Genomic DNA, 23,645 nt, shown 5'->3' with positions numbered 1-23,645 from the left:
TTTCCGCCGAGTAATACGTAGGGCGGGCAATACGTAGATCGGCACAGAGACCACACGAGGCGATCCGCCGGGACAACTCCCGGCGGATCGCCTTTTCCATGGATCTACCAGCTACTTTGCCATTGATCCGGCCGACGACAACGACCCTTGCCGAATCCGAGCACTCCACCCGGGAGCAATGAACCGACATCACCGTTGTTTCGCTCCACCGACACCTGATCGGCACATCGATATTTCCACATGAAAACGGATCGATTGCCTAATTCATTGCGCGGTATGATATTTGGATACATCTCCTTTTATTCGATCACGAGCATTCCCGGAACTCGTTTCAGGTCAACGAGATCGATACCCTCCGGGCTCGCACCGACGTAATGCGCAGCGTCCTCCCATATCCCAACGCACCGGAGCGGAGTATTCGGAAATCGGGTGCGCGACAAGCCGCTCCGAGCAACGCTTGTCCGGACGAGAGGAGGGGAAGACGAGCCATCGGAACCACTCGCCGACCCGATTTCGGTCGATATCGCGATCACCGTGACGATAGAGCCGGTGGCCAGCGGCCACCGGCTCCCTCCGGCACGGTCGCGGATACGGACCGAGAGGGGAACCGACTCCGATCGGGCGATGCCATCGACCGCTGTCCCGACATACGGTGGGTCGACGCATACGACACACCAGGAAACGAGAGACCCGATGCCCCGCACCCCACTCATCCACCTCGGCCCCCGGTTCGACCCCCATCTCGCCCGTGGTATCGAACGAGCCGGCGGACAACTGGTCCCCTGGACCGAAGCGGAAGCCGTGGTGTGGGCCGGGGGGATCGACTCCTTTCCCATCGATCTACCCGACACCGTACGTTGGGTGCAGCTGCCGTCCGCGGGAGTGGAATCGTGGTTCGCCGCCGGGATCATCGACAACCGACGGGTGTGGACATCGGCGGCTGGTGCGTACGCGAGAACCGTCGCCGAACACGCCGTGCTGCTCCTGCTTGCCGGGGTGCGAGCCCTCGGCGAACAGATACGAGCCGTGTCGTGGCGCAAAGCGGAATTCGACCCCCGAGTGGGCACACTGCACGGCTCGACCGCCGCCATCGTCGGATGCGGAGGAATCGGCCGTGCGATGATTCCGCAGCTCACCGCCTTGGGTGCGCGAATACTGGCCGTAACCAGGTCGGGTGCGCCGGTCGCCGGCGCGAACGAGACATTACCCGCCGAACGTATCCGGGAAATATGGTCGCGCGCGGATCATTTCGTCATCGCGGCACCCGCGACGACGGCGACGCGACGGCTGATCGATGCCGACGCCCTGGGTCGAATGAAGTCGACCGCCTGGGTGGTCAATATCGCCCGCGGCTCGCTGATCGACACCGACGCCCTGGTTTCGGCGCTGCGGGAGGGCTCCATCGGCGGCGCGGCGCTCGATGTCACCGACCCCGAGCCGCTTCCGGACGGCCACCCGCTGTGGACGCTGCCGAACGCCATCATCACCCCTCATATCGCCAATCCACCCTCCGGTCTCACCGCTCTGCTCGCCGACCATGTTCGGGAGAATGTCGCACGTTTCGCCGCCGGTGAACCGCTGCGCGCGATCATCGATATCGAGCGCGGCTACTGACCGCGGTCTCAGGTAGCGGTCTGGGGGACGGTCACCGATCGCGGGCCCACCCGCTCACGGATCACATCTCGTAGGTTCGCGCCACTGCTATCAGATCACCGTCGCCGTGGGGTGCGGCCACGACATCCTCGGGCCGAGGACGGAACCCGGGAGCGGCGGCGATATCACGGGTTTCATCGATCACCGTGACGCGGACCCGGTGCGCGCCCGGGGTGCGTATGGTGAGCTCGACCCCTTCGGACGGGAGATCGCGGAAACGGATCTCACCCGGCCAGGTGTGGGCGGGCGACCCCGAAACGGCCACGGTGACCGGTGCCGTGCCGGGAACGCTTGCGGTGACCAGATCGATCGGATGGTCGATGCGTAAGGTCAGCGACTCGGCCGAACGTGGAGAATCCACGTGCACCGTCACGGTGTCCCCCTCGCGATGGCGTATCGCGAGCCGGGGACCCGCGACGGCGAGCGGCTCGGCGCGCCCGGTCCACAACGGACCACGTGTGTACCCCGGGGGAAGTCCGGAGAGATCGTGGCCGGTGAGGTATTCGCGGGTCCAGGTAGTGGGATGGCGTTCCCCGCTGACCCAGTGCGCTGCCCCGGTATCGGCATCGAGCACATAGGCGAGGTGACTACGCCGCGGGTGTGCCGCATCGACGGTATCGAGGACCAGACCGGCACCGACCGAGGCGATCGCCACCGTCACGGCGAGCATCGGGGCCACCACGACGGCCCGACGGGTAATGGTGGACTCCGGCAACAGCAGTTCGACGACGGGAAGTAGCAGCAGACCGAACAGGGTCAGACAGGCAGCGCCGGCGCCGCCGAATGCCAACCCGACCCCGGTGAACAAACCGCGTGCCATGACGGGAAGCATTACGGCGGAGACCGAAAGCCCCGCCGCCAGGCAGACCGCCGACCATCCGGGCCGGCGCACCGGAAGCATGGCCGCCAACACACCGGCCGCGGCGAACAGCGTCGGCAGGACGAACAGGAACGACGCACCGGGCGCGATCACCGCGCACACCACACCCGCACCGGCCGGCCAGACGAGGGCCCCGGTCACGAGCGCGGCCGACCCCAGACGAGCGCGCAGCAGCAGATACCACAGGAGCAGCGCGGCCGTGGTCAGGGCGGCAATGGCGACCTGGTAGGAGTACGGGCGGTACAGCAGTCCGTTCATCATCGCGTAATCCGGGCGCAGGGCCGCGATCAGCAGCCAGATCACCTGGGCCGATGCGATCGATACACCGAATGGAAGCGCCGCCGCCACCGCCGCCCACATCATCCGGGACGCGCTCGCCCGGCCCCGCCGGTGGGCGAGCACGGCCAGTGCCACCACGAGCGCCACGGCCAGCGCCGCGAGCGGCCGGGCCGGCGTGCTGGAGTAGGTGACCGGCACCGTGCCGAATCGGAAATAGGTGGCGTCCCGATCGGAGCGCAGGGCGGGTAGGTCGGCCGCGCCGAGCGCGCGGGTGAGCGACAGCATGTTCTCACCGTGATGCTGCAGGCTGCGCGGATCCAGATTGGTCAGGGAATCACCGGCCGTGTGGTAGTAGGACGGCTGCTCGATATAGGCGAAGTTGAGTCCGGCGAAGCCGGCGGCGGAGAATTGGCTGAAATCGGTGTCGTTCGGCAGATACCGGTAGATCTCGACCATCGACGAGTCGCCTCTGGGGTCGGGCACCGCCTTCGAGAACAGCGAGACCAGTTCCGCATTGGCGGGGGACGTCTCGAACATCAGCGATGGCCCGCTCACCCCGCGGGCCTCCCAATTGAGCACCACACCGCCCGCCCGGCCCAGTGGATGTTCGCGGACGAACGCCTCCGCGCCCAGCAGGCCGTCCTCCTCGCCGTCGGTGAACAGCAGCACCAGATCGTTGCGTAATCCGCCGTCCGCGCCGATCGATCGGGCGACCTCCAGCATGGCGGCGACCGCGGCGCCGTCATCGGAGGCGCCCGGACCCGTGGCCGCGGAATCATAGTGGGCGGCCAGGAGCACGGTTCCGGTGGCCGCCCGCCCCGGAAGGGTGGCGATCACATTGTCGACCCGGCCGAAAATCGCCGATCCCTTCGCGGATCGGGCACCGAGCGCGTGCATGTTCTCCACTGTGAAACCCGACGACCGCAGTTGCGCGGCGATGTAGTCCCGCGTCCGATCGCTTGCCGGGCTGCCCAGCGGCCGTGGTTCGGTGGCGAACCGATCCAGGTGGGCGCGGGCCCGTTCGGCACTGAACTGTCCCGGTACCGTCGCGGGAATCAGCGGCCGGTCGTTGCCCTCCGCGCGGAGTGACCAGCACACCGCACTCGCGAGAACCAGCAGTACCAGCAGACCCGCGACCACACGGTGGACCGTCTCGGTCGGTTTCCGGATCACGACTCGGCCGGTACGCGGATCGCGATCTCACCGCTGAGCACATGACCGTCGGTGAGCCGCAGACGATCACCGCTCCAGAAGCGGCCCGGGTCGTACCAGTCGGGGCTGCGGTTGTCCGGCAGCAGCCCCATCGCCTGGTAGGTGGCGGCCACGATCTCGGCGCAGTAGGCGTTCTCCACCCGCTGAGCGGTGGTCCGTCGAGATCGGCGGCGCGGCAGCCGAAGTCGGCCGCGGAACCAGCGCGCGGCCAATGCGGCGGTGGAGGGGAACGGGGTGCCGTCGAGTCGGGCGATGGCACGCAGCGCACCGTCCTCCATCTCCCGCGTGGCCGGTGGGTCCAGCTGGCGTAACCAGGCCTGTTGACCGTAACGGTTCGCCCAGACCAGCACCGCGTCGCGCAGATTGTGCAACTGGGCGCCGCGGTGCGCGGTGCCCGACCACATGTCCGGTAGTGAGCGACCGAGTTCCGCATGCCAGATCAGCGCGGGCAGATCATCGATCACAACGGACATGCCGACGTGGTTGACCGGGCTGTTCGTGGTCATCCGGATCATCCGATCGGCCGTGGAATACCCACGGAACAACCAGATGTCTCCTGTTCTGGTGATCTCGACAGCTCGCTCGAGATCCATCTCGGCACCCACCATGGACGTAGCCTATGCGTATGAGGTGGTGGAAGGTATTGGGATTGGCGGGTGCGGCCGGTGTGGTGGCCACCGGTGTGGTGGTGGTGCGCGCCGAGCGGCGCCGCCGGGCCTACACCCCGGACCAGGTCCGCGAACAACTGCACGTCCGATATGCGCAGGCATCGGCCGCCGCGGGCACCGGAGCGACCGCGGAACCGCAATCACGTCCCACTCGCCGCGCTGCATGGGCGCGGCGACTGCTGCGCCGTCGATCCGATCGGTCGGAGTGACCCGGCTCCGACGGACCTATCCCGCGCGGTAACGGACCCTTGGGAAACCGTCGACGATGCCGAGCCGCGCGGCCGCGTCGTGTCGGGCCAGCACCGCCGCGCCCCGCATGAGGTTCTCCGCGATCTCGACCACGCTCGGCGCGCCGATATCCGAACCGGCCCAGCGGTTGAAAGCGCCCATCGCCGGCCCGCACCACAGTTGATAGTCACCGCGCCGCTCGGTCTCGCCGGTGGTGGCCCAATGGGTGGACATCCCGAGATACCAGCGGAAGCACAGGGCCATCCGGTGTTTGCGGTCGCTCTCGGCGCGAGTGAGTTGTTTCGGGTCGCGGTCGGACCAGAAGCGCCGGGTCTGCTCCCACACGTCGTCCACCGTGGTCCCGAATATCTCGCTCTCCAGTTTCCTCAGATCGGCGGGACCGAGGTCCTCGAGCCCGGCGTGCGCGGTGTAGCGGTCGTAGAGCCACTGGGCGCGGGTCCAGAAACGGGTGCCTTTCTTGAGCACCTGCACTCGGGCGCCGATCTCGAACATATCCGCGGCCGGGGCGGTGGTGAAGTCGGCGACGTCCGCCGCGGCGAGCAACTTCTTCGCCTCCGTGGACAGATCCGCCTCGATGGAGAGCTGATTGATCGAACCGGTCAGCACGTAATCGGCGCCCATCGCGAAGGCCGCGGCAACGGATTCGGGGGTGCCCAGCCCTCCGGCCGCACCGAGCCGGACGATACTGCCGTAGCCGTACCGGCGACCGAGCTCGTCGCGAAGGGCGATCAGGCGGGGGAAGATCGCCACCAGCGGACGGCCGTCGGTGTGCCCGCCGCTGTCGCCTTCCACGGTGATATCGGTGGCCACCGGAACCTGCCGGGCCAGTTCGGCCTCCTCTGGCCGCAACCGACCATCCGCCACCAGGCGTTGCAGAATTTTCTCCGGAGCAGGCGACAGGAACAACCGCGCCACTTCGGGGCGGGATATCTTGGCCATGATCTTGGTGGTGCGCTGGATCCGCCCCTCCACGTCCCGATACAGACCGGTCGCGGCGCAACGCACCAGCGCCGATGTGAGTGCCATATAGGCGGACGCCGAGATCACCGGCACCCGATGCTGCAGCAGCAGCTCGGCGGTGGCCTCTTCCAGATCGGGCTCGGCGGGGTTGTGCAGCAGATTGACCCCCCACGGAAGCCCGTCGAGTCGCTGCGCCAGCTCGGCCACCGTCTCCCGTACCCGGTCCGGGCCCAGCCCGCCCGCCCCGAAACAGGCGAGGATCCCCGCCCGCGCCGCGGCGGTGACCATATCGGCGGAGGCGATGCCGCGCGCCATCTCCCCCACCACATACGACAGCCGGACACCGTGCGCGCGGCGAAACGCCGCCGAGCCCAGCGTCTCCGTCCGGACGGGGTCGACCACCCCGAGCATCGGTAGATCCCCGGCGGCCGCCTCGTGCGCGAGGAGCGGTCTCCCCCCGACGGCGAGCGCCGAATCCGCGCCCACCGCAACCACATACAGTCGCCGGTCCGGTTCGGCCAGCAACTCGGCGGCGGCATCGGCATCGGTACACACCACCTCGGGGGCGCGCACATACAGGTCGTGGTCACCCGCGACAGGCGCGGACAGGGTTTGTTGCCGAGCGGCGGGGAAAGTCATACCGAATCCTTCGAGCGGAGGTCCTGGGCCGGGTGCCGTGGGGTGGGACGACGACCGCCCCACCCCACGGCTCATTCCTTGGTCAGCTGCTGGTCGATGAGCGCGAAGAGTTCCTCGGCGCCGGCCGTTTCGACAGCGGCGCGGTCGCCGATGAACTCGGTACCCGGATCGGGCGTGGCCTCGGCCAGGAGCGCGCGCAACCCCTCGGTCAACCGCGATCTGTCCTCCGCGGACGACAGCTCACTCAACAGCGTTCGCAGCGCGGCGAGTTCGTCGTCGACCGCCGAGGAGGATGCGGTGTGCGCAGAAGCCGAAGCCGCCGAGGCCGCTGCCTCCGCCACCATCGTGCGCAGCATGCCCGCCACGGCGGCGGCGGTCGGATAGTTGAACACCAACGCGTATGGCAGGGTCACCCCCGCCACCTCGGCCAGGCGGTTGCGCAACTCGACCGCGGCGAGCGAATCGAACCCCAGTTCCTGGAACGGTGTGTCGGGTGCGATCGCCTCGATATCGGAGTAGCCCAATACCGCCGCCGCGTGTTCGCGCACCACTTCCAGGACGAGAGCGTCGCGCCGGTCCTCCGCCACGGCGGCCAAGCGCGCGGCCAGATCCCCGGCGGCCGCGGAACCGGTGTCGGTCCTCGTATGCCGTGCCCGGGCCGGCACCAGCCCCTCCAGCACCTCGGGAAGTTGACCGGCGCGGGCCCGCGCGGCCAGGGTCGCCCGGTCGAACTCGACGCACAGCACCATGGGCTCGTCCGTGGTGACCGCGGCGTCGAGCAGTGCCAAACCCTGGTCGTCGCTCAGCGGCCGCATACCCAGTCGCTCCAGGCGGGCCACCGCGGCCCGGTCCAGGGCTCCCGTCATGCCGACCTCTTGATTCCAGGGTCCCCAGGCCACCGACAGAGCGGGCAGGCCCGCGGCTCGGCGGGCGTGGGCGAGCGCGTCGAGGAACGAGTTGGCCGCCGCGTAGTTGCCCTGCCCGGGCGCGCCGAGGGCCGCCGCCACCGAGGAGAAGACGACGAATGCCGCCAGATCGTGTCCCCGGGTGAGCTCGTCCAGATTCAGCGCGCCGTCGAGCTTGGGCACCAGAACACGATCGATCTGCTCCGCGGTCAGTTTCTCGATGGTGGCGTCGTCGACCACACCCGCGGAGTGGATGACCGCGGTCAGCGGAACTTCGGTCCCGATCGACCCGATCAGCGCCGCCGCACTCGCCCGATCGGAGACATCACAGGCGACGACCCGGGCCCGGGCCCCCAGCTCGGCCAGTTCGGCGACCAACTCGGCGGCGCCGGGGGTCGTTTCCCCGCGACGGGATACCAGCAGCAGATGCTCGACGCCGTGCGCGGTGACCAGATGCCGGGCCATCACCGCGCCCAGACCGCTGGTGCCGCCGGTGATCAACACCGTGCCGTCACCGAACGCCCCGGCCGCCGACGGTGTGTCCGCCGACCGCGCAACGGGGGTGATGCGCGGTAGGAACAGCCGGGAGTCGCGGACCGCGACCTGGGGCTGCGCCGAATCGAGCACTCCACGCACCAGTTCGACGTGCGGGTGGCCGTCGAGGTCCAGCAGCACGAATCGGTCGGGATTCTCCGACTGGGCACTGCGCACCAGGCCGGCCACCGCGGCGGCGGCCGGGTCCACGAACTCCCCGGGAAGTCCCGCACCGCCGCGGGTGGTGATCACCAGCCGGGTGCGGGCCAACCGATCGGTGGTGAGCCAGGACCACAGCAGCCGCCATGCGGCGTGGACCGCCCCGCGCACCGTCGCGGCCCGACCATCGGATGCCTCGGCGGCCGTCGAACCGGCGAGCGTGAGATCGTCGGGCAACGCCCAGACCACCGCGTCCGGGACCGTCTGCGCCGCGGCCAGGGCCGCGATATCGAAGTAGTGGCCGTCGAATCCGGGCAGCGACGCCGCGCCCATCGTCACCACCGTTGCGGCGGATGCTGCGGGAACGGGAGATTCCGCCTGCTCCCAACGCAGGGCCAACGGCGCCACCGCGCGGGTGCCGGCGGTGACGAGCATCGCCGGGTCCACGCCGCGGGCGGTGACCGCATCAATGGTCACCACGGGTGATCCGGTGTCGGCGACGACCTCGATGCCGACCTGTCCGCCGCCGTGACGGACGATGCGCACCCGCGCAGCCCCGGCACCCCGTCGCCACAACCGCACACCCGAGAAGGAGAACGGCAACGGCACCCGGCCCTCGGCCGATTCCTCGGTGAGACCGTCGACGGCGGCATGCAGGCAGGCGTCCAACAGCGCAGGATGGATGCCGAACGCGGACTCCGAACCGGCGAGGGTATCCGCGAGGGCGACCTCGGCGAAGACCTCGGTTCCGCGCGTCCACCGTGCGGTGACGCCCTGGAAGGCAGGACCGTAGTCGAATCCGCGCTGCGCCAGATTCGCGTAGAGGGAGCCGTCGTCCGATCCCCGTCCGTCCGGCAGCTGCCAGGTCGGTGCACTGCTCGGCGCCGAAACCTCGCTCGCGACGGTGAGCGCACCACCGGCGTGCAGTGTCCAGTCGGCCTCCTCACCCGGTTCGTCGGCACCGACGGTCCGGGAGTGGACGGTGAAGGATCGCCGGCCGGCGCCGTCCGGTGTGGCGACACTCAGCTGAAGGTCGACCTCCACCCCCTCGGTGAGCACCAGTGGGGCCTCCAACACCAATTCCTCGAGGACATCGACCCCTAGCCGCGCCCCGGCGGTCAGGGCCAGTTCCACGAACGCCGTCCCCGGCAGCAGTACCGTGCCGAACACCGCGTGATCGGCCAACCAGGGATGGGTGCGTAGCGAAAGCCGGCCGGTGAACAGCCATTCGTCCTTACCGGCGAGTGGGACCGCGTTCGTGATCAGCGGATGGCCGAAGGAACCGGCCACCGCCTCGGGAGTAGGTTGCGGCCAGAAGCGGCGGCGTTGGAAGGCATAGGTGGGCAGGCTCACCGGCGTGGTGGCACGTCCGGCGAACCACGGGGTCCAATCCACCGGCAGTCCCGCCACGTGGGCCTGGGCGACAGCGGTGAGCAGAGCCGTCACCTCGTCGCCGGTACGTCGCGCCGTGGCCGCCACCAGCGAATCGTCCGCCACATCGGGTGTTTCGGCCAGACAATCCCGGGTCATGGCGGTCAATACCGCGTCCGGTCCGATCTCGACGAACCGCCGCACCCCCGCATCCACCAATGTCTGCACCCCCGGTGCGAATCGCACACGTCCACGCACCTGGGCCACCCAGTACTCCGGGTCGGTCACCGCGTCGCCGGCTAATACGCCCGAGACGTTCGACACCACCGGCAGCAGCGGCTCCCGATAGGTCAATCCCGCCGCGATATCCCGGAATTCGTCGAGCATGGGCTCCATCAGCTCCGAATGGAACGCATGGCTCACCCGCAGCCGCGAGGTCCGCACCCCCTCTCCCTCGAATCGCTCGGCGATTTCGTCGATCGCGTCCTCCTCCCCGGAGAACACCACCGACGACGGTCCGTTCACCGCCGCGATCGACACCCGGTCGCCGTACTCGAGGACCACCTCCGACGCCTCGTCCTCGTCGATGGCGACGGCCACCATCGCCCCGCCCTCCGGTAGCGCGCCCATCAGGCGACCACGTGCCGCCACCAGGGCGCAGGCATCAGCGAGCGACCACACTCCCGCCACGAACGCCGCCGTCAGCTCCCCGATCGAATGCCCGACCAGCACATCCGGGACGATCCCGAAGGATTCGACGAGCCGGAACATCGCATACTCGTGGGCGAACAGCGCCGGCTGGGTGAACTCGGTGCGGTTCAACAGCTCCGCCGAGTCGTCGGCGAACATCAGCTCCCGCAGCGAACGTCCCAGCAGCGGATCGAATTCCGCGCACACCTCGTCCAATGCGGCCGCGAAAACCGGGAACACCCGATACAGGTCCCGTCCCATACCGGGCCGTTGGGCTCCCTGACCGGTGAACAAGAATGCCGTTTTCCCGGAAACCCGATCACCATCGATCACGCCCGGCCGCACCGAACCCGACGCCAGATCGGCCAGACCCGCCAACAGTTCGTTCCGGTCGCGGCCGATCACGACACCGCGCCGCTCCAGCAGTGCCCGCGACCGGACCAATGTCGCGGCCACCGACCATGGGTCGAGATCCGGGTCGGCGGCGAGTCGGGTACGCAGTCGATCCGCCTGCGCCCGCAATGCCGGCACGGATTTCGCCGAAATCATCAGGGGCACCACCGTGGGCCCAGTGGGTCCGGTACCGGGATCCGATGCCTGCTCCTCGGTGGTCGCCGGTGCCTCCTCGAGGATCACGTGTGCGTTCGTCCCGCTGATCCCGAAGGACGAGACGCCCGCCCGACGCACCCGATCGGCGGCGGCCGGCCACGGCTCGGCCTCGGTCAATACCCGTACCGCGCCCGCCGACCAGTCGACATGCGGGGACAGTTCCGCCGAGTGCAGCGATCGGGGCAGCAGTTCGTGCCGCAGCGCCTGCACCATCTTGATGACGCCACCCACCCCGGCCGCCGCCTGCGAATGGCCGATATTCGATTTCAGCGACCCGATTCGCAACGGTTGCGGCCGGTGCTGTCCATAGGTAGCGATCAGGGCCTGGGCCTCGATCGGATCGCCCAGCGCCGTTCCGGTGCCGTGTGCCTCCACCGCGTCCACATCGGACGGTTCCAGACCCGCGTCGGCCAGCGCCGCTTCGATCACCCGTTCCTGTGAGGGTCCGTTGGGCGCGGTCAGGCCGTTGGACGCACCGTCCTGGTTGACGGCCGAACCCCGCACCACGGCGAGTACCCGGTGGCCCAACCGCCGTGCGTCCGACAGTCGTTCCACCACCAGTACGGCCGCGCCCTCGGCCCACGCCACCCCGTCGGCCGCCGCCGAGAACGATTTGCACCGACCGTCGGGCGCCAATCCGCGCTGGCGGGCGAAGTCCACGAACACCGTCGGGGTCGACATCACCGTCGCCCCACCCACCAGGGCCAACGAACTCTCGCCCGAGCGAAGCGCCCGGCAGGCCACGTGCAGGGCCACCAACGACGACGAGCAGGCCGTGTCCAGGGTCACCGCCGGTCCTTCCAGGCCCAGCGCGTACGACACCCGACCCGACACCACGCTGCCCGCGGCGCCGGTCCCGAGATAGCCCTCCATCTCGGGACCCGCCTTCCGGGTCAGCACGTCGTAGTCCTGGTACATCACGCCGGTGTAGACGCCGGTATCACTGCCCCGCAACGAGGTCGGGTCGATACCGGCGTGTTCGAGCGCCTCCCAGGACACCTCGAGCAGCAGCCGCTGTTGCGGGTCCATGGCGAGGGCCTCTCGGGGCCCGATCCCGAAGAAGGCCGCGTCGAATTCGGCGGCATTCGTGAGGAATCCGCCTTCCCGGGTGTAGGAGGTGCCGGGATGCGCGGGATCGGGATCGTACAGTCGTTCCAGATCCCAGCCGCGGTTCGACGGGAACTCGGTGATGGCGTCCCGACCCGACACCACCAGGTCCCACAGTTCGTCCGGCGATTCGACACCGCCCGGATACCGGCAGGCCATACCGACAATGGCGATCGGCTCGTCGGTCCGGGTCCGCTGCCGGGTGCGGCGCGGGGCCGACGCCGTCGCACCGTCTAGGCGGGAGCGCAGGTAGCGGGCGATCGCCGCCGAGGTGGGATGGTCGAAGGCCAGGGTGGAGGGGAGTTGCAGGCCGGTGGCCTTACCCAGCCGGTTGCGGAATTCCACCGCGCCCAGCGAATCGAACCCCAGGTCGCCGAACGGTTTGTCGATGTCGATCTCCGCGCCGGAGGAGTAACCGAGTACAGCGGCGACCTGGGCGCGCACGAATTCCAGCACGATCGCGTCGTGCCGGTCGGGGGACGCCGCGGCCAGCTGTCGCGGCAGGTCCGCGCCACCGCCCTCGGCGCGGCGCACCTGCGGTACCAGTGACCGCATGAGCGGGGGCAACAGTCCGGCCCGAGCCTGGATGGACATGGCCGCCGTGTCGAGATCGACCGCGGCGACGAACGGGGTCCGCGCCCCGACCGCCAGGTCGAGCAGGGCGAGCCCGTCGGCGTGGGCGAGCGAACGCAATCCCATCCGCGACATACGTTCGGCCGCCGCTCGATCCAGCCGGGCCGTCATACCTCCGCTCTGCTCCCACGGCCCCCACGCCACCGATACCGCGGGCAGTCCGGCGGTGACGCGCCGTTGCGCCAGGGCGTCCAGCACCGAGTTCGCCGCCGCGTAGTTGCCCTGCCCCGGTGAGCCCACCACCGCCGCCACGGAGGAGAACAGGACGAACGCCGTCAGATCCCGGTGCAGGGTGAGTTCGTGCAGGTGCAGGGCCGCGTCCACCTTGGGCGCGAGCACCCGGTCGACCTGGTCGGTGGTGAGGGTCTCCACGGTACCGTCGGCCAGGACCCCGGCCGCATGCACGATCGCCGTGAGTGCGGGCCCGGCGGCGAGTTCGTCGAGCAGCGCCGCCACCGCGGATCGGTCGCTCACATCGCAGGACATCACCCGCGTCCGCGCCCCGAGCCCCGCCAGTTCGGTGACGAGTTCGGCGACTCCTTCGGCCTGCTCGCCGCGCCGGGACACCAGCACCAGATCCCGCACTCCGTGTTCGGCGGCCAGATGCCTGGCGACCAGCGCGCCCAGTCCCCCGGTACCGCCGGTGATCAGGACCGCACCGGTTCCGAAGGTGGGGTCCGGGTCGGCGGTCGTGGGCGCCCGCTTGGCCAGGCGGGGGATGAGCAGTTCACCGGATCGCACCGCCACCTGTTCGTCCTCCCCCGCGAGGACGGCGGTGACGAGTTCGGGGGTGATCTCACCGTCGCTGTCCACCAGGACGATTCGTCCGGGATGCTCCGATTGGGCGCTGCGCAACAGACCCAGGATCGCCGCCGCCCCCAGATCGGGATCCTCGCCCGGAAGGCCGACGCCCCGACGGGTCACCACGACCAAGCGGGTCTCGATCGTCGTGGGCAGCGTCAACCATTCCCGAACCGAGGCCAGTACCGCGTGTACACGGCCGCGAATCGCGTCGGTGGCGCGGATGTCCTGTTCCGGCTGCGGCTCGGCGTCCTCGACGAACCACACCACCGCCTCCGGGTGGGGTGGCCGGGTTTCCCCATCCACCCGGTCCCGCTCCACGTCACCCGCGTCGGCGCCCCTGATCGCCTCGATCAGGGCGGCCATATTCGGGTATGTCTCGTCGAACCCACTCGTGGTGGGCGAGCCGACCACGGCGAGACGGCGAATCGCGCCCGAAGCACCGGCCTCGACCGGGGTCCATTGCAGCTCGTAGAGCGGCCGGCGGGTGCCGGAACGGCCCGCGTCGAGGACCCTGCTGTTCACCGGTCGGGCCTGCAACGAGCCTATGGTCAGCACCGGCGCTCCCGCCGCGTCGAAGGTCTCGACCCGCAGGGCGTCGGCTCCGGTGCGTCGGATCCGGGCTCGGACGGCCGTGGCCCCCGCCCGGAACAACCGCACCCCGTTGAACGCGAACGGCAGCGGGAGTTCGTCACCCGGCAGGTCGGCGATCCAATCGTGGACCCCGGCGTGCAGTACGGCATCCAGCAGCGCGGGATGGATACCGAACCGTGCGGCATCGGAATCGATATCGCCGGGTGCGGTCACCTCCGCCACCACGTCGTCACCGTCCCGCCACACCTGTCGCACTCCTTGGAAGGTGGGGCCGTAGCCGAATCCGCGGGCGGACAGAGCGTCGTACAGCACCGCACCGGAGGTCGGGTCCACCGCCGGCTCGCTCACGCCACCGGCGACCGGGGTGTCGAGCACCACACCCGGTGCGAGCACACCACGGGCATGGGTGGCGCCGGACCCGCTGTCGGCGGCACCGACCGGGCGGGAAGCCACGATGAAGCGTCGCCGACCGTCGGTATCCGGTGCTTCGACCGCGATCTGGATATCGATATCCGTGTCGTCCATCCGCAGCGGCGCTTCCAGCACCAGCTCGTCCACGATCTCGGCGCCCACGCGGGCACCCGCCGCCAAGGCCAGTTCCACGAAACCGGTTCCGGGCAGGAGCACCGTGCCGAACACCAGGTGGTCGGCGATCCACGGGTGTGTGTGCGCGGAGAGTCGACCGGTGAACAACCACTCGTCCTTGCCCGGTATGGCGGTCGAAGCCCCCAGCATGGGGTGGTCGACCGGGACCAGACCGGCTCGGCTCACATCGCCGCTGTCACCACCGGCGGGTAACCAGTACCGGCTGCGTTGGAACGCGTACGTCGGCAGGGAAACCCGGCGCGGGGAACGTCCCGCGAACAGGGGTTGCCAGGTCACGTCCAGGCCCGCCGCGTGGGCGGCGCCGAGGAAAGTAGTGAATCGGAAGACCTCGTCCGCGCCGCGCCGGGCGGCTGCGGCCACCACGGCCCGCGCCTCCACCTCGGGGTCGACGGCCAGGCACTGCCGAACCATCGCGGACAGGGCGGCGTCCGGGCCGAGTTCCAGGAATCGCCGGGCTCCGGACGCGACCACCGTGTGAATACCGGGAGCGAAACGCACGGCCGACCGGACCTGACGCACCCAGTACTCCGGATCGGTCGGCTCCTGGTCCATCACCCGACCGGTCAGGTTGGACACGATCGGAACGGCCGGTACCCGATAGCTCATCCGGGTCGCGATCGAACGGAACTCGTCCAGCATGGGTTCCATTCGGGCGGAGTGGAATGCATGGCTCACCCGCAGCCGGGTCGTCTTGCGGCCCCGGCCGGCGAAGAGTCGTTCGACCTCGTCGACGGCATCCTCGTCTCCGGACAGCACCACCGACGTCGGCCCGTTCACCGCGGCGATCGACAGCCGGTTGCCGTAATCGGCCACCACCGCGGTCGCATCCTCCTCGGAGACGGCGACGGCCACCATCGCCCCACCCTCGGGCAATCGGCCCATGAGCCGGCCCCGCGCGGCGACCAACTCACATGCGTCCGGCAGCGACCACACCCCGGCGATATACGCCGCCACCAGCTCACCGATCGAATGCCCGATCAGCACATCCGGGGTGATACCGAACGATTCGACCAGCCGGTACAGCGCCACCTCGAAGGCGAACAACGCCGGCTGGGTGTATTCGGTGCGGTCCAGTAGCGTCGACGCCGCCGAGTCGTCGGCGAACATCAGCTCCCGCAGCGATCGCCCGAGGTGGTGGTCGAATTCGGCGCACACCTCATCCAATGCCGCCGCGAACACCGGGAACGCCGCATACAGTTCGCGACCCATTCCGGGCTGCTGCGCGCCCTGCCCGGTGAACAGGAATGCCGTGCGCCCGCTCCCGAGCACCCCGGAAACCACCCCGGCCCCGTCGGTGGCCGAGCCGTCGGCCAGGGCGGCCAGTCCGGTCAGCAGCTCGTGCCGGTCCCGACCGACCACCACACCCCGTCGATCCAGGAGCGCCCGCGCTGTGGTGAGGGAATACGCCACATCCCACAGGTCCACCTCGGGATCGGCGGCCAGCCGCTCGAGCAATCGTTGGGCCTGCGCCCGCAGACCCGACTCGGTTTTCGCCGAGACGAGCAATGGCACGACATCGGTGTCGATCTCCGGCCCGGCCGACGCGGTCTCCGCGCTGTCGGCTCGCTCGGGGGCCTCCGCGGCAGGTGCGGATATCGTGATGCCGGCCCGCTCCTCGGTGGCGGGTTCGGTGGGCGCCTCCTCCACGATCACATGCGCATTGGTCCCACTCACCCCGAACGACGACACCCCCGCCCGACGCACCCGCTCCCCCACAGGCCACGCCTCCGCCTCGGTCAACAACCGCACCCCACCCGACGACCAATCCACATGCGGCGTCGGCGCATCCACATGCAACGTCTTCGGCAACACCCCATACCGCATCGCCTGCACCATCTTGATCACACCCCCCACACCCGCCGCAGCGGAGGTATGACCGATATTCGACTTCAACGACCCCAACCGGAACGGCCCGCTGTCCCCCCGCCGACCGTAGACATTGATCAAGGCCCGCGCCTCGATGGGGTCACCCAACATGGTGCCCGTGCCGTGCGCCTCCACCGCGTCGATATCGGAGGGTTCGAGCCCGGCATTCGCCAATGCCGCGGTAATGACGCGTTCCTGGGACGGCCCGTTGGGTGCGGTCAACCCCTTGCTGGCGCCGTCCTGGTTGACCGCGCTACCCCGGATCACCGCCAACACCCGATGACCGTTACGCCGGGCATCCGACAACCGCTCCAACACCAGCATCCCCAACCCCTCGGAGAAACCGGTCCCATCCGCGGCCGCCGCGAACGCCTTGCAGCGCGCATCCGGTGACAGGGCCCGCTGCCGCGCGAACGCGATCAGCAGCGACGGATCCGACATCACCGTCACACCACCGGCCAACGCCAACGACGTATCCCCCTGCCGCAACGCCTGACACGCCAGATGCAATGCCACCAGCGACGACGAACACGCGGTGTCCACCGACAGGGTGGGGCCCTTGAAACCGAAGGTGTAGGAAACCCGGCCGGACAGCACACAACTCGCCGCACCCAGGTATGCGTGGCCCTCCGACTCGGCCGACAGACTCGGGGAGCCGACCCGCGGCCCGTAGTACTGGTGGAAGACACCGGCGAAGAAACCGGTGTCACTGCCGCGCAGGACGGTGGGGTCGACCCCTGCGTCCTCCAACGCCTCCCACGCCGCCTCCAACATCAACCGCTGCTGCGGGTCCATGACGGCGGCCTCGCGCGGTCCGATGCCGAAGAAACCGGCGTCGAACTCGCTCGCCGAATACAGGAACCCGCCCTCACGGGTGTAGATGGTGTTCGGCACGTCCGGGTCGGGGTTGTACAACCGTTCCAGGTCCCAGCCGCGGTCGGTCGGTAGCGGACCGACCGCGTCGGTGCCGGAGGCGACCAGATCCCAGAGCCGGTCGGGGGTATCGGCTCCGCCCGGGTAGCGGCAGCTCATCCCGACGATCGCGATCGGTTCTCGCGCCCGTTCCTCCAGCTCGCCGATGTGTTTGTTGGCAGCGCGCAGGTCTCCGGTGAGCTTCCGCAGATACCGGGTGAGCCGTTCCTCGTTGCTCGTGGTCGGGTTGCTCATGGTCGGCCAAACTCCTCATCAATCAGGTCCAGAAGTTCGCTGCTGGAATGCGCGGCGAGGTCGTCGTATTCGTCGGCCCGCCAGCGGTCGCCGAGATGGGATCGCAGCCGGTCGCCGATGCCGAGCAGGGCGGTGACCGTGGCCTCGTCGTCGCCGGCGGTGGCGAGGACGCGGTCGAGCATTTCCGTCAATCGGGCCAGCTCGTCCGGTGCCGCCGATGGGGGGTTGTCGGCGGCGGACGGTTGGGCTGCGGCGGAGGCGGCCAGCTCGTCGTGCAAATATGCGGCCAACTCGGCCAGGGTCGGATAGTCGAACACCAGCGTCGACGGCAGCCGCAGACCGGTGACCTTCGACAGTCGGTTGCGGAACTCCACCCCGCCGAGCGAGTCGAACCCGAGTTCGTCGAAGCCCTTGTCGGGTCGGATATCGCTTGCCGACGAGTACCCCAGCACGGTCGCGGCCTGTTCGAGCACCAGGTCGAGCACGGCCTGTTCCCGCTTGTCCTCCCGGATACGGTCCAGGGCGAATCCACCCGACTGCCGGCGCGGGGTGTCCGGCCCGGTCGGTCGGAGGAAACCACGCAAGGCGGTGGGCACGGTGTCGGCATCGGTTTCCCGACTCACGGTGTGCTCGTCGAAGCGGAACGCCACGACCGCCGGATCGGGTCCGGCGCCGGCCACGGCGTCGAACAGGCGGAGGCCGTCGGCCGGGGTCAGCGGATGCACCCCCAGTCGGGCCAGTCGGGCCAGACCCGACTCGTCGAGGGTGTCGGCCATACCGCCCGTCCCCGCCGACGTCCGCTGCCACAGGCCCCAATCGATCGCCACCGCCGGCAGCCCTTCGGCGCGCCGTCGGGCGGCCAACGCGTCCAGGAATCCGTTGGCGGCCGCGTAGTTGGCCTGGCCACCGGAGCCGAGGACCCCGGCAATGGAGGAGAACAGCACAAAGGCCGCGAGATCCGTCCCCCGGCCGGCCTCGTGCAGATTCCATGCCGCATCCACCTTCGGCGCCAGCACTCGATCCACCTGTTCGGCGGTGAGGGTCCGGATCGTCGCATCGGCGAGCGCACCGGCCGCGTGGACCACCGCCGTCAACGGTTGTTCGGGCGCGATCGTGGCGATCAGTTCCCGAACCGCGGTGCGGTCGGTGACATCGCAGGCCTCGATTCGCACGTGCGCACCCGATTCGCCCAGCTCCGCGGCAAGTTCCGCCGCACCCGGGGCGTCCTTCCCCCGCCGGGACACCAGGAGCAGGTGCCGGACACCGTGTTCGGTCACCAGATGCCGGGCCAGCAGCGCGCCGAGCCCGCCGGTGCCGCCGGTGATCAACACCGTGCCGGTGCCGAATGCCGGTCGCGCCTCGACCGCGGGCTCCCGCCGCCGCAGCCGGGGCACCAGTATCGTGTCCCCGCGCACGGCCACTTCCGGTTCGTCGGTGGCCAGGACGGACTGCACGGTGTCGATCGACAGCGGCGCCGTATCCGGCTGCCGATCGAGCAGGACGATCCGGCCCGGGTATTCGGTCTGCGCGCTGCGCACCAAACCCGCTACCGCGGCGGCGACGGGATCGGGTGTCTCACCGGGCAGTGCGGCGGCCCGGTGGGTGACCACAACCAGTCGGGACTGCTCCAGCTCGTCCCGACCAAGCCACTCCTGCAGGGTACGCAGGGCCGATTTCACCTGCTCGTGAGTGGCGGCCGGGATATCGCCGTCGCCACCGACCGTATCGGCACCGGACCACACCACCGCCTTGGGCGCCGTCCCCTCGGCCGATATCAGCCTGCCGATATCCGGGTGGCGTTCCCGCACCCCGATCACCGCGACAGGGCCCAGGGCGGCGATGGTATCGGGGGCATCGGGCGCCCGGTCGCCGGACGGCGGGTGTGCCCGTGTCCAGTCCAGGTAATAGACCGCGGTGTCGCCGGCCGAGAGGGTGGTACGGAATTGGGTGACGTCGTAGGAGCGCATAACGGCCTCGTCGACGGAGACCACCGGGTTGCCATCGGAGTCCAGTGCGGCGATCGCAATGGTGTCCTCGCCCTTCGACACGGCGATGACCCGCAGCGGTCCGGGGCGGACGACATCGTGGAACCGCACACCGCCCCACCGGAACAGCAGTTTGCCCCGGCTCGGATCGCTGTCGAGTTCCGGCCGCATCAGGCAGGCGAGCCCGGCATGTCCGATGGCGTCCATCAGACCCGGGTGCACGGTGTAACCGCCGGGATCGATCGCCGGGTCCAGCGCGACCTCGGAGAAGACCGTATCGCCGCGCCGCCACGCGCGTTCGGTGCCGCAGAAGGAGGGACCGTATTCGAGACCGGCCGCCGCCGCGATATGCGTCGGAATCCAGTCCGGGTCCACCGGTTCGGTGCCCTGCGGCGGCCACGGCTCGGCCCGCAGTTGTTCCATCAGTGGCTCCGCCGTCGGACGCTCACCGGCCAGGACACCGCTGGCGTTGCGCACCCAATCGGTGTCGCCGGCACCGGCGACCCGGTAGTGGAAGGTGAAATGGCGGCGTCCCGTCTCGTCCGCTTCGTCGACCAGAACCTGCAGTTCGACCTCGCGGTCCTCGGGCGGGAGCACCGGCGCCTCCAGGGTGAGTTCGTCCACCCCGACACAACCGAATCGCGGACCGGCCACCAACAGCATCTCCAGCAGCGCCGTGCTCGGCACGACGACCACCCCGTAGCTGGCGTGGTCGACCAACCAGGGATGGGTTCGGCGTGAGATCCGGCCGGTGAGCATCCACTGGTCCTTGTCGGCGAGCCGCACGACCTCGGTCAACACCGGATGCCCGGAGGTCGGGCGCGTCGGTTCGGCGGCCGGCGGCAACCAGTACCGCTGATGTTGGAACGCATAGGTGGGCAGGTCGAACCGACCGGTCGAACGCCCGGCGTACAGCGGCCGCCAATCCACCGGCACCCCCGCCACATGGGCTCGGACCAGCGCGGACACGAATTGGGTCGGCTCATCGGTCGCGCGCCGGGCGGCGGCCAGCACCGTCGACTTCGCCTCGATATCCGGTGTCTCGGCCAGGCACTGCCGGGTCATGGCGGCCAGGACGGCATCCGGGCCGATTTCCACGAACCGGCGCACCCCGGACTTGACCAAGGCGTCGATTCCCGGCGCGAACCGGACACAGCCACGCACCTGCGCCACCCAGTAGTCCGGGTCGGTGAACTCGGCGCCGGCGATCGCGCCGCTGATATTCGACACGATCCCCACACTCGGACGGTGGTAGGTCAAACTCCGTGCCACGGAACGGAATTCGTCCAGCATCGGGTCCATTTGCGCCGAATGGAACGCATGGCTCACCCGCAGTCGGCTGGTCTTGCGCCCCGCCACGGCGGCACGGCGCTCGACCTCACCGACGGCCTCGAGTTCACCGGACAGTACCACCGACGACGGGCCGTTCACCGCGGCGATCGACAGCCGGTCACCGTATTCGGCGACGAGCTCCGCCGCCGCCGCCTCACCGACGGCAACCGCGAGCATCGCCCCACCCACGGGCAGAGCCCCCATCAGCCGCCCACGGGCGACGACCAACCGGCAGGCGTCCTCGAGCGACCACACCCCGGCCACGTGGGCGGCCGTGAGTTCCCCGATGGAGTGGCCGATCAGCAGGTCCGGTGTGACGCCGAACGACGCCAGCAACCGGAACAGGGCCACTTCGAAGGCGAACAGGGCGGGTTGGGTGAACTCGGTTCGCTCGAGCAGCTCCGGATCACCGTCGAACATCAGATCTTTCAACGACCGTCCGAGCAGCGGGTCGATCCGGGCGCAGATATCGTCGAACGCCGTCGCGAACGCCTCGAACGCCCGGTACAGTCCCGCGCCCATTCCGGCGCGTTGCGCTCCCTGACCGGTGAACAGGAACGCGGTCCGACCCGTTCCGGCGATGGCCTCGACCACCGCGGCGGAGTCGGTGCCGGTGGCGAGATCGGCGAGACCGGTGAGCAGTTCCGCCCGGTCCGTGCCGGTGATCGCTCCCCGCCATTCCAGGTGTGAGCGGGATCGGGCCAGGATAGCGGCGACGTCCCATATCGGTGCGTCGGGATTGCCGAGCCACCACTGCCGCAGTCGGTCCGCCTGGGCCCGCAATCCGGCCTGGGAGGCGGCCGAAACCAGTAGCGGCACCGGCAGCAACTCCCGGTTCACCGTCTCGGGCTCAGCGGCGGGAATCTGCGGGGCGGGCGCTTCTTCCAGGATGGCGTGCGCATTGGTGCCACTCACCCCGAACGACGACACCCCCGCCCGACGCGGACGCCCACCGACCGGCCACGGGCGGGCCTCGGTCAACAACTCCACATCACCGGCCGACCAATCCACATGCGGGCTGGGTTCGTCGGCATGCAGCGTCTTCGGCAGCATCTCGTACCGCATGGCCTGCACCATCTTGATCACACCGCCGACGCCGGCCGCGGCCACGGTGTGGCCGATATTCGACTTGAGCGAACCGATCCGCAACGGCCGATCCGGCCGGTCCTGGCCGTAGGCGGCGATCAATGCCTGCGCCTCGATCGGATCACCCAGGGTCGTGCCGGTGCCGTGCGCCTCCACCGCGTCGACATCCGCCGGTTCGAGCCCGGCATTGGCCAATGCCGCCGCGATCACCCGCTCCTGTGAGGGACCGTTGGGCGCGGTCAGACCATTGGACGCACCGTCCTGGTTCACCGCGGTGCCACGCACGAGAGCGAGGATGTTGTGGCCGAGCCGTCGGGCATCCGACAGGCGTTCCAGCACCAGCACACCCACGCCCTCGGCGAAGGCGACACCGTCGGCGGCAGCGGAGAACGCCTTGCACCGACCGTCCGGGGACAGACCGCGCTGCCGAGCGAAATCGACGTAGAGGTAGGGGGTGCCCGCGACCGTCACACCGCTTGCCAACACCAGCGAGGTCTCGCCCTGGCGCAGCGCCTGGCAGGCCAGATGCAGGGCGACCAGCGACGACGAGCACGCGGTGTCCACCGTGACCGCGGGCCCCTCGAGCCCGAAGACATAGGAGATCCGGCCGGAGATCACGCTGCTGGTGGTACCGGTGAGCCGGTAGCCTTCCAGGTCGCCGACCACCCGGTCGATATAGCCGGAGTAGCCCGCGCCGGCGAACACGCCGGTATCGGTGCCGCGCAGGGTGGCCGGGTCGATACCCGCGTCCTCCAACGCCTCCCACGACACTTCCAGCAGCAGTCGCTGCTGCGGATCCATTGCCGCGGCCTCACGCGGGCTGATACCGAAGAAGCCGGGATCGAAATCACCCGCGTCGTACAGGAAGCCACCACGGCGGGTGTAGACCGTCCCCGGTTTGTCCGGATCCGAATCGAACAGGCGCTCCAGATCCCACCCGCGATCCGTCGGGAACTCCCCGGTGGCGTCGGCGCCGGAGGCGAGCAGGTTCCACAGGTCTTCCGGTGACCGCACCCCACCGGGGAATCGGCAGGCCATGCCCACGATCGCAATCGGTTCGTCGACCTGCGCCCGACGCGCCGCCTTCTTCGCGGGGCGGCCCACCGTCGGGGCGAGCTTGGACAGCACCAGTTTCGCCACCGCTGTCGGAGTCGGATGATCGAACACCAACGTCGACGGCAGCGTCACACCCGTGGCCTTGCCCAACCGATTACGGAACTCCACCGCACCCAACGAATCGAAACCGATCTCGTCGAACCGCTGATCGGGACGGATGTCGTTACCGGAATCATGGCCGAGCACAGCGGCCACCTGCTCACGCACCACCTCCAGCACGACATCACCACGCTGCGCCTGCGGCACCTGCGCCAACCGGGCGCCGAGCACACCCGAGGCCCGTCCCACCGCGGAATCGCCCGTGGTCCGGGTCGGGCGCGTGAGCCGCTTGACGAACCCGTGCAGCACCGCGGGAACCTCCTCGGGGTCGGCCCCACGACGCAACACACCCGCATCGAACCGGATCGCCACCGGCAATGCCTCACTGCCGGCGAGTACCTCGTCGAACAGCCGCACGCCCTCGGGATCCTCGAGCCGGCCCAACCCCAACCGAGCCCACCGCGCCACCGCGGAACCACCCATGTCACCGGTCATCCCGTTGGTC

General features: G+C 69.4%; 6 protein-coding genes and 1 pseudogene. 2 read left to right on the top strand and 5 right to left on the bottom strand.

Annotation, left to right across the window (positions count from 1 at the left end; all coding sequences use genetic code 11):
- Positions 1-693: 693 nt before the first annotated feature.
- Positions 694-1,614: a D-isomer specific 2-hydroxyacid dehydrogenase family protein gene (locus ON32_RS24830; protein WP_040793452.1), complete on the top strand. Its 921-nt coding sequence runs from the start codon at positions 694-696 to the stop codon at positions 1,612-1,614.
- Positions 1,615-1,675: 61 nt separating this feature from the next.
- Here the strand turns inward: ON32_RS24830 and ON32_RS24825 are convergent, their stop codons facing one another.
- Together ON32_RS24825 and ON32_RS24820 are read right to left on the bottom strand one after the other, a co-directional pair.
- Entirely contained in the window at positions 1,676-3,985 is a 2,310-nt protein-coding gene (locus ON32_RS24825; RefSeq protein WP_040793451.1) for a M20/M25/M40 family metallo-hydrolase, read from the bottom strand.
- Positions 3,982-4,632: a hypothetical protein gene (locus ON32_RS24820; protein ID WP_040793450.1), complete on the bottom strand. Its 651-nt coding sequence runs from the start codon at positions 4,630-4,632 to the stop codon at positions 3,982-3,984. The genes ON32_RS24825 and ON32_RS24820 overlap by 4 nt, the downstream gene beginning before the upstream one ends.
- Positions 4,633-4,649: 17 nt before the next feature.
- Here ON32_RS24820 and ON32_RS24815 point away from each other — a divergent pair, with 17 nt between their 5' ends.
- Complete coding sequence (locus ON32_RS24815; RefSeq protein WP_085995264.1) at positions 4,650-4,901, top strand: hypothetical protein; 252 nt, start codon at positions 4,650-4,652, stop codon at positions 4,899-4,901.
- Between the two features lie 16 nt (positions 4,902-4,917).
- On the opposite strand, the gene ON32_RS24810 is transcribed toward ON32_RS24815, so the two are convergent.
- The 3 genes and pseudogenes from ON32_RS24810 to ON32_RS24800 all read right to left on the bottom strand — a co-directional run.
- Positions 4,918-6,540, bottom strand: coding sequence for a PfaD family polyunsaturated fatty acid/polyketide biosynthesis protein (locus tag ON32_RS24810; RefSeq protein WP_051133654.1), 1,623 nt, complete (start codon positions 6,538-6,540; stop codon positions 4,918-4,920).
- A 71-nt stretch (positions 6,541-6,611) separates the two neighbouring features.
- Positions 6,612-17,540, bottom strand: a pseudogene (locus tag ON32_RS29190) (type I polyketide synthase); the annotation flags it as partial.
- Between the two features lie 38 nt (positions 17,541-17,578).
- The coding region (locus ON32_RS24800; RefSeq protein ID WP_040793448.1) for a type I polyketide synthase at positions 17,579-23,645 on the bottom strand (6,067 nt) is incomplete at its 5' end.

Origin of the sequence: Nocardia paucivorans NBRC 100373 (assembly GCF_000308675.1) — a bacterium.
GTDB classification, from domain to species: domain Bacteria; phylum Actinomycetota; class Actinomycetes; order Mycobacteriales; family Mycobacteriaceae; genus Nocardia; species Nocardia paucivorans.
The sequence above is the reverse complement of the archived record's forward strand: the minus strand, read 5'-3'. Positions and strand labels throughout refer to the sequence as shown.

Coding starts and splice junctions, on each gene's coding strand:
- ON32_RS24830 (WP_040793452.1), top strand. CDS start 694: ATGCCCCGCACCCCACTCATCCACCTCGGCCCCCGGTTCGACCCCCAT.
- ON32_RS24820 (WP_040793450.1), bottom strand. CDS start 4,632: ATGGTGGGTGCCGAGATGGATCTCGAGCGAGCTGTCGAGATCACCAGA.
- ON32_RS24815 (WP_085995264.1), top strand. CDS start 4,650: ATGAGGTGGTGGAAGGTATTGGGATTGGCGGGTGCGGCCGGTGTGGTG.
- ON32_RS24810 (WP_051133654.1), bottom strand. CDS start 6,540: ATGACTTTCCCCGCCGCTCGGCAACAAACCCTGTCCGCGCCTGTCGCG.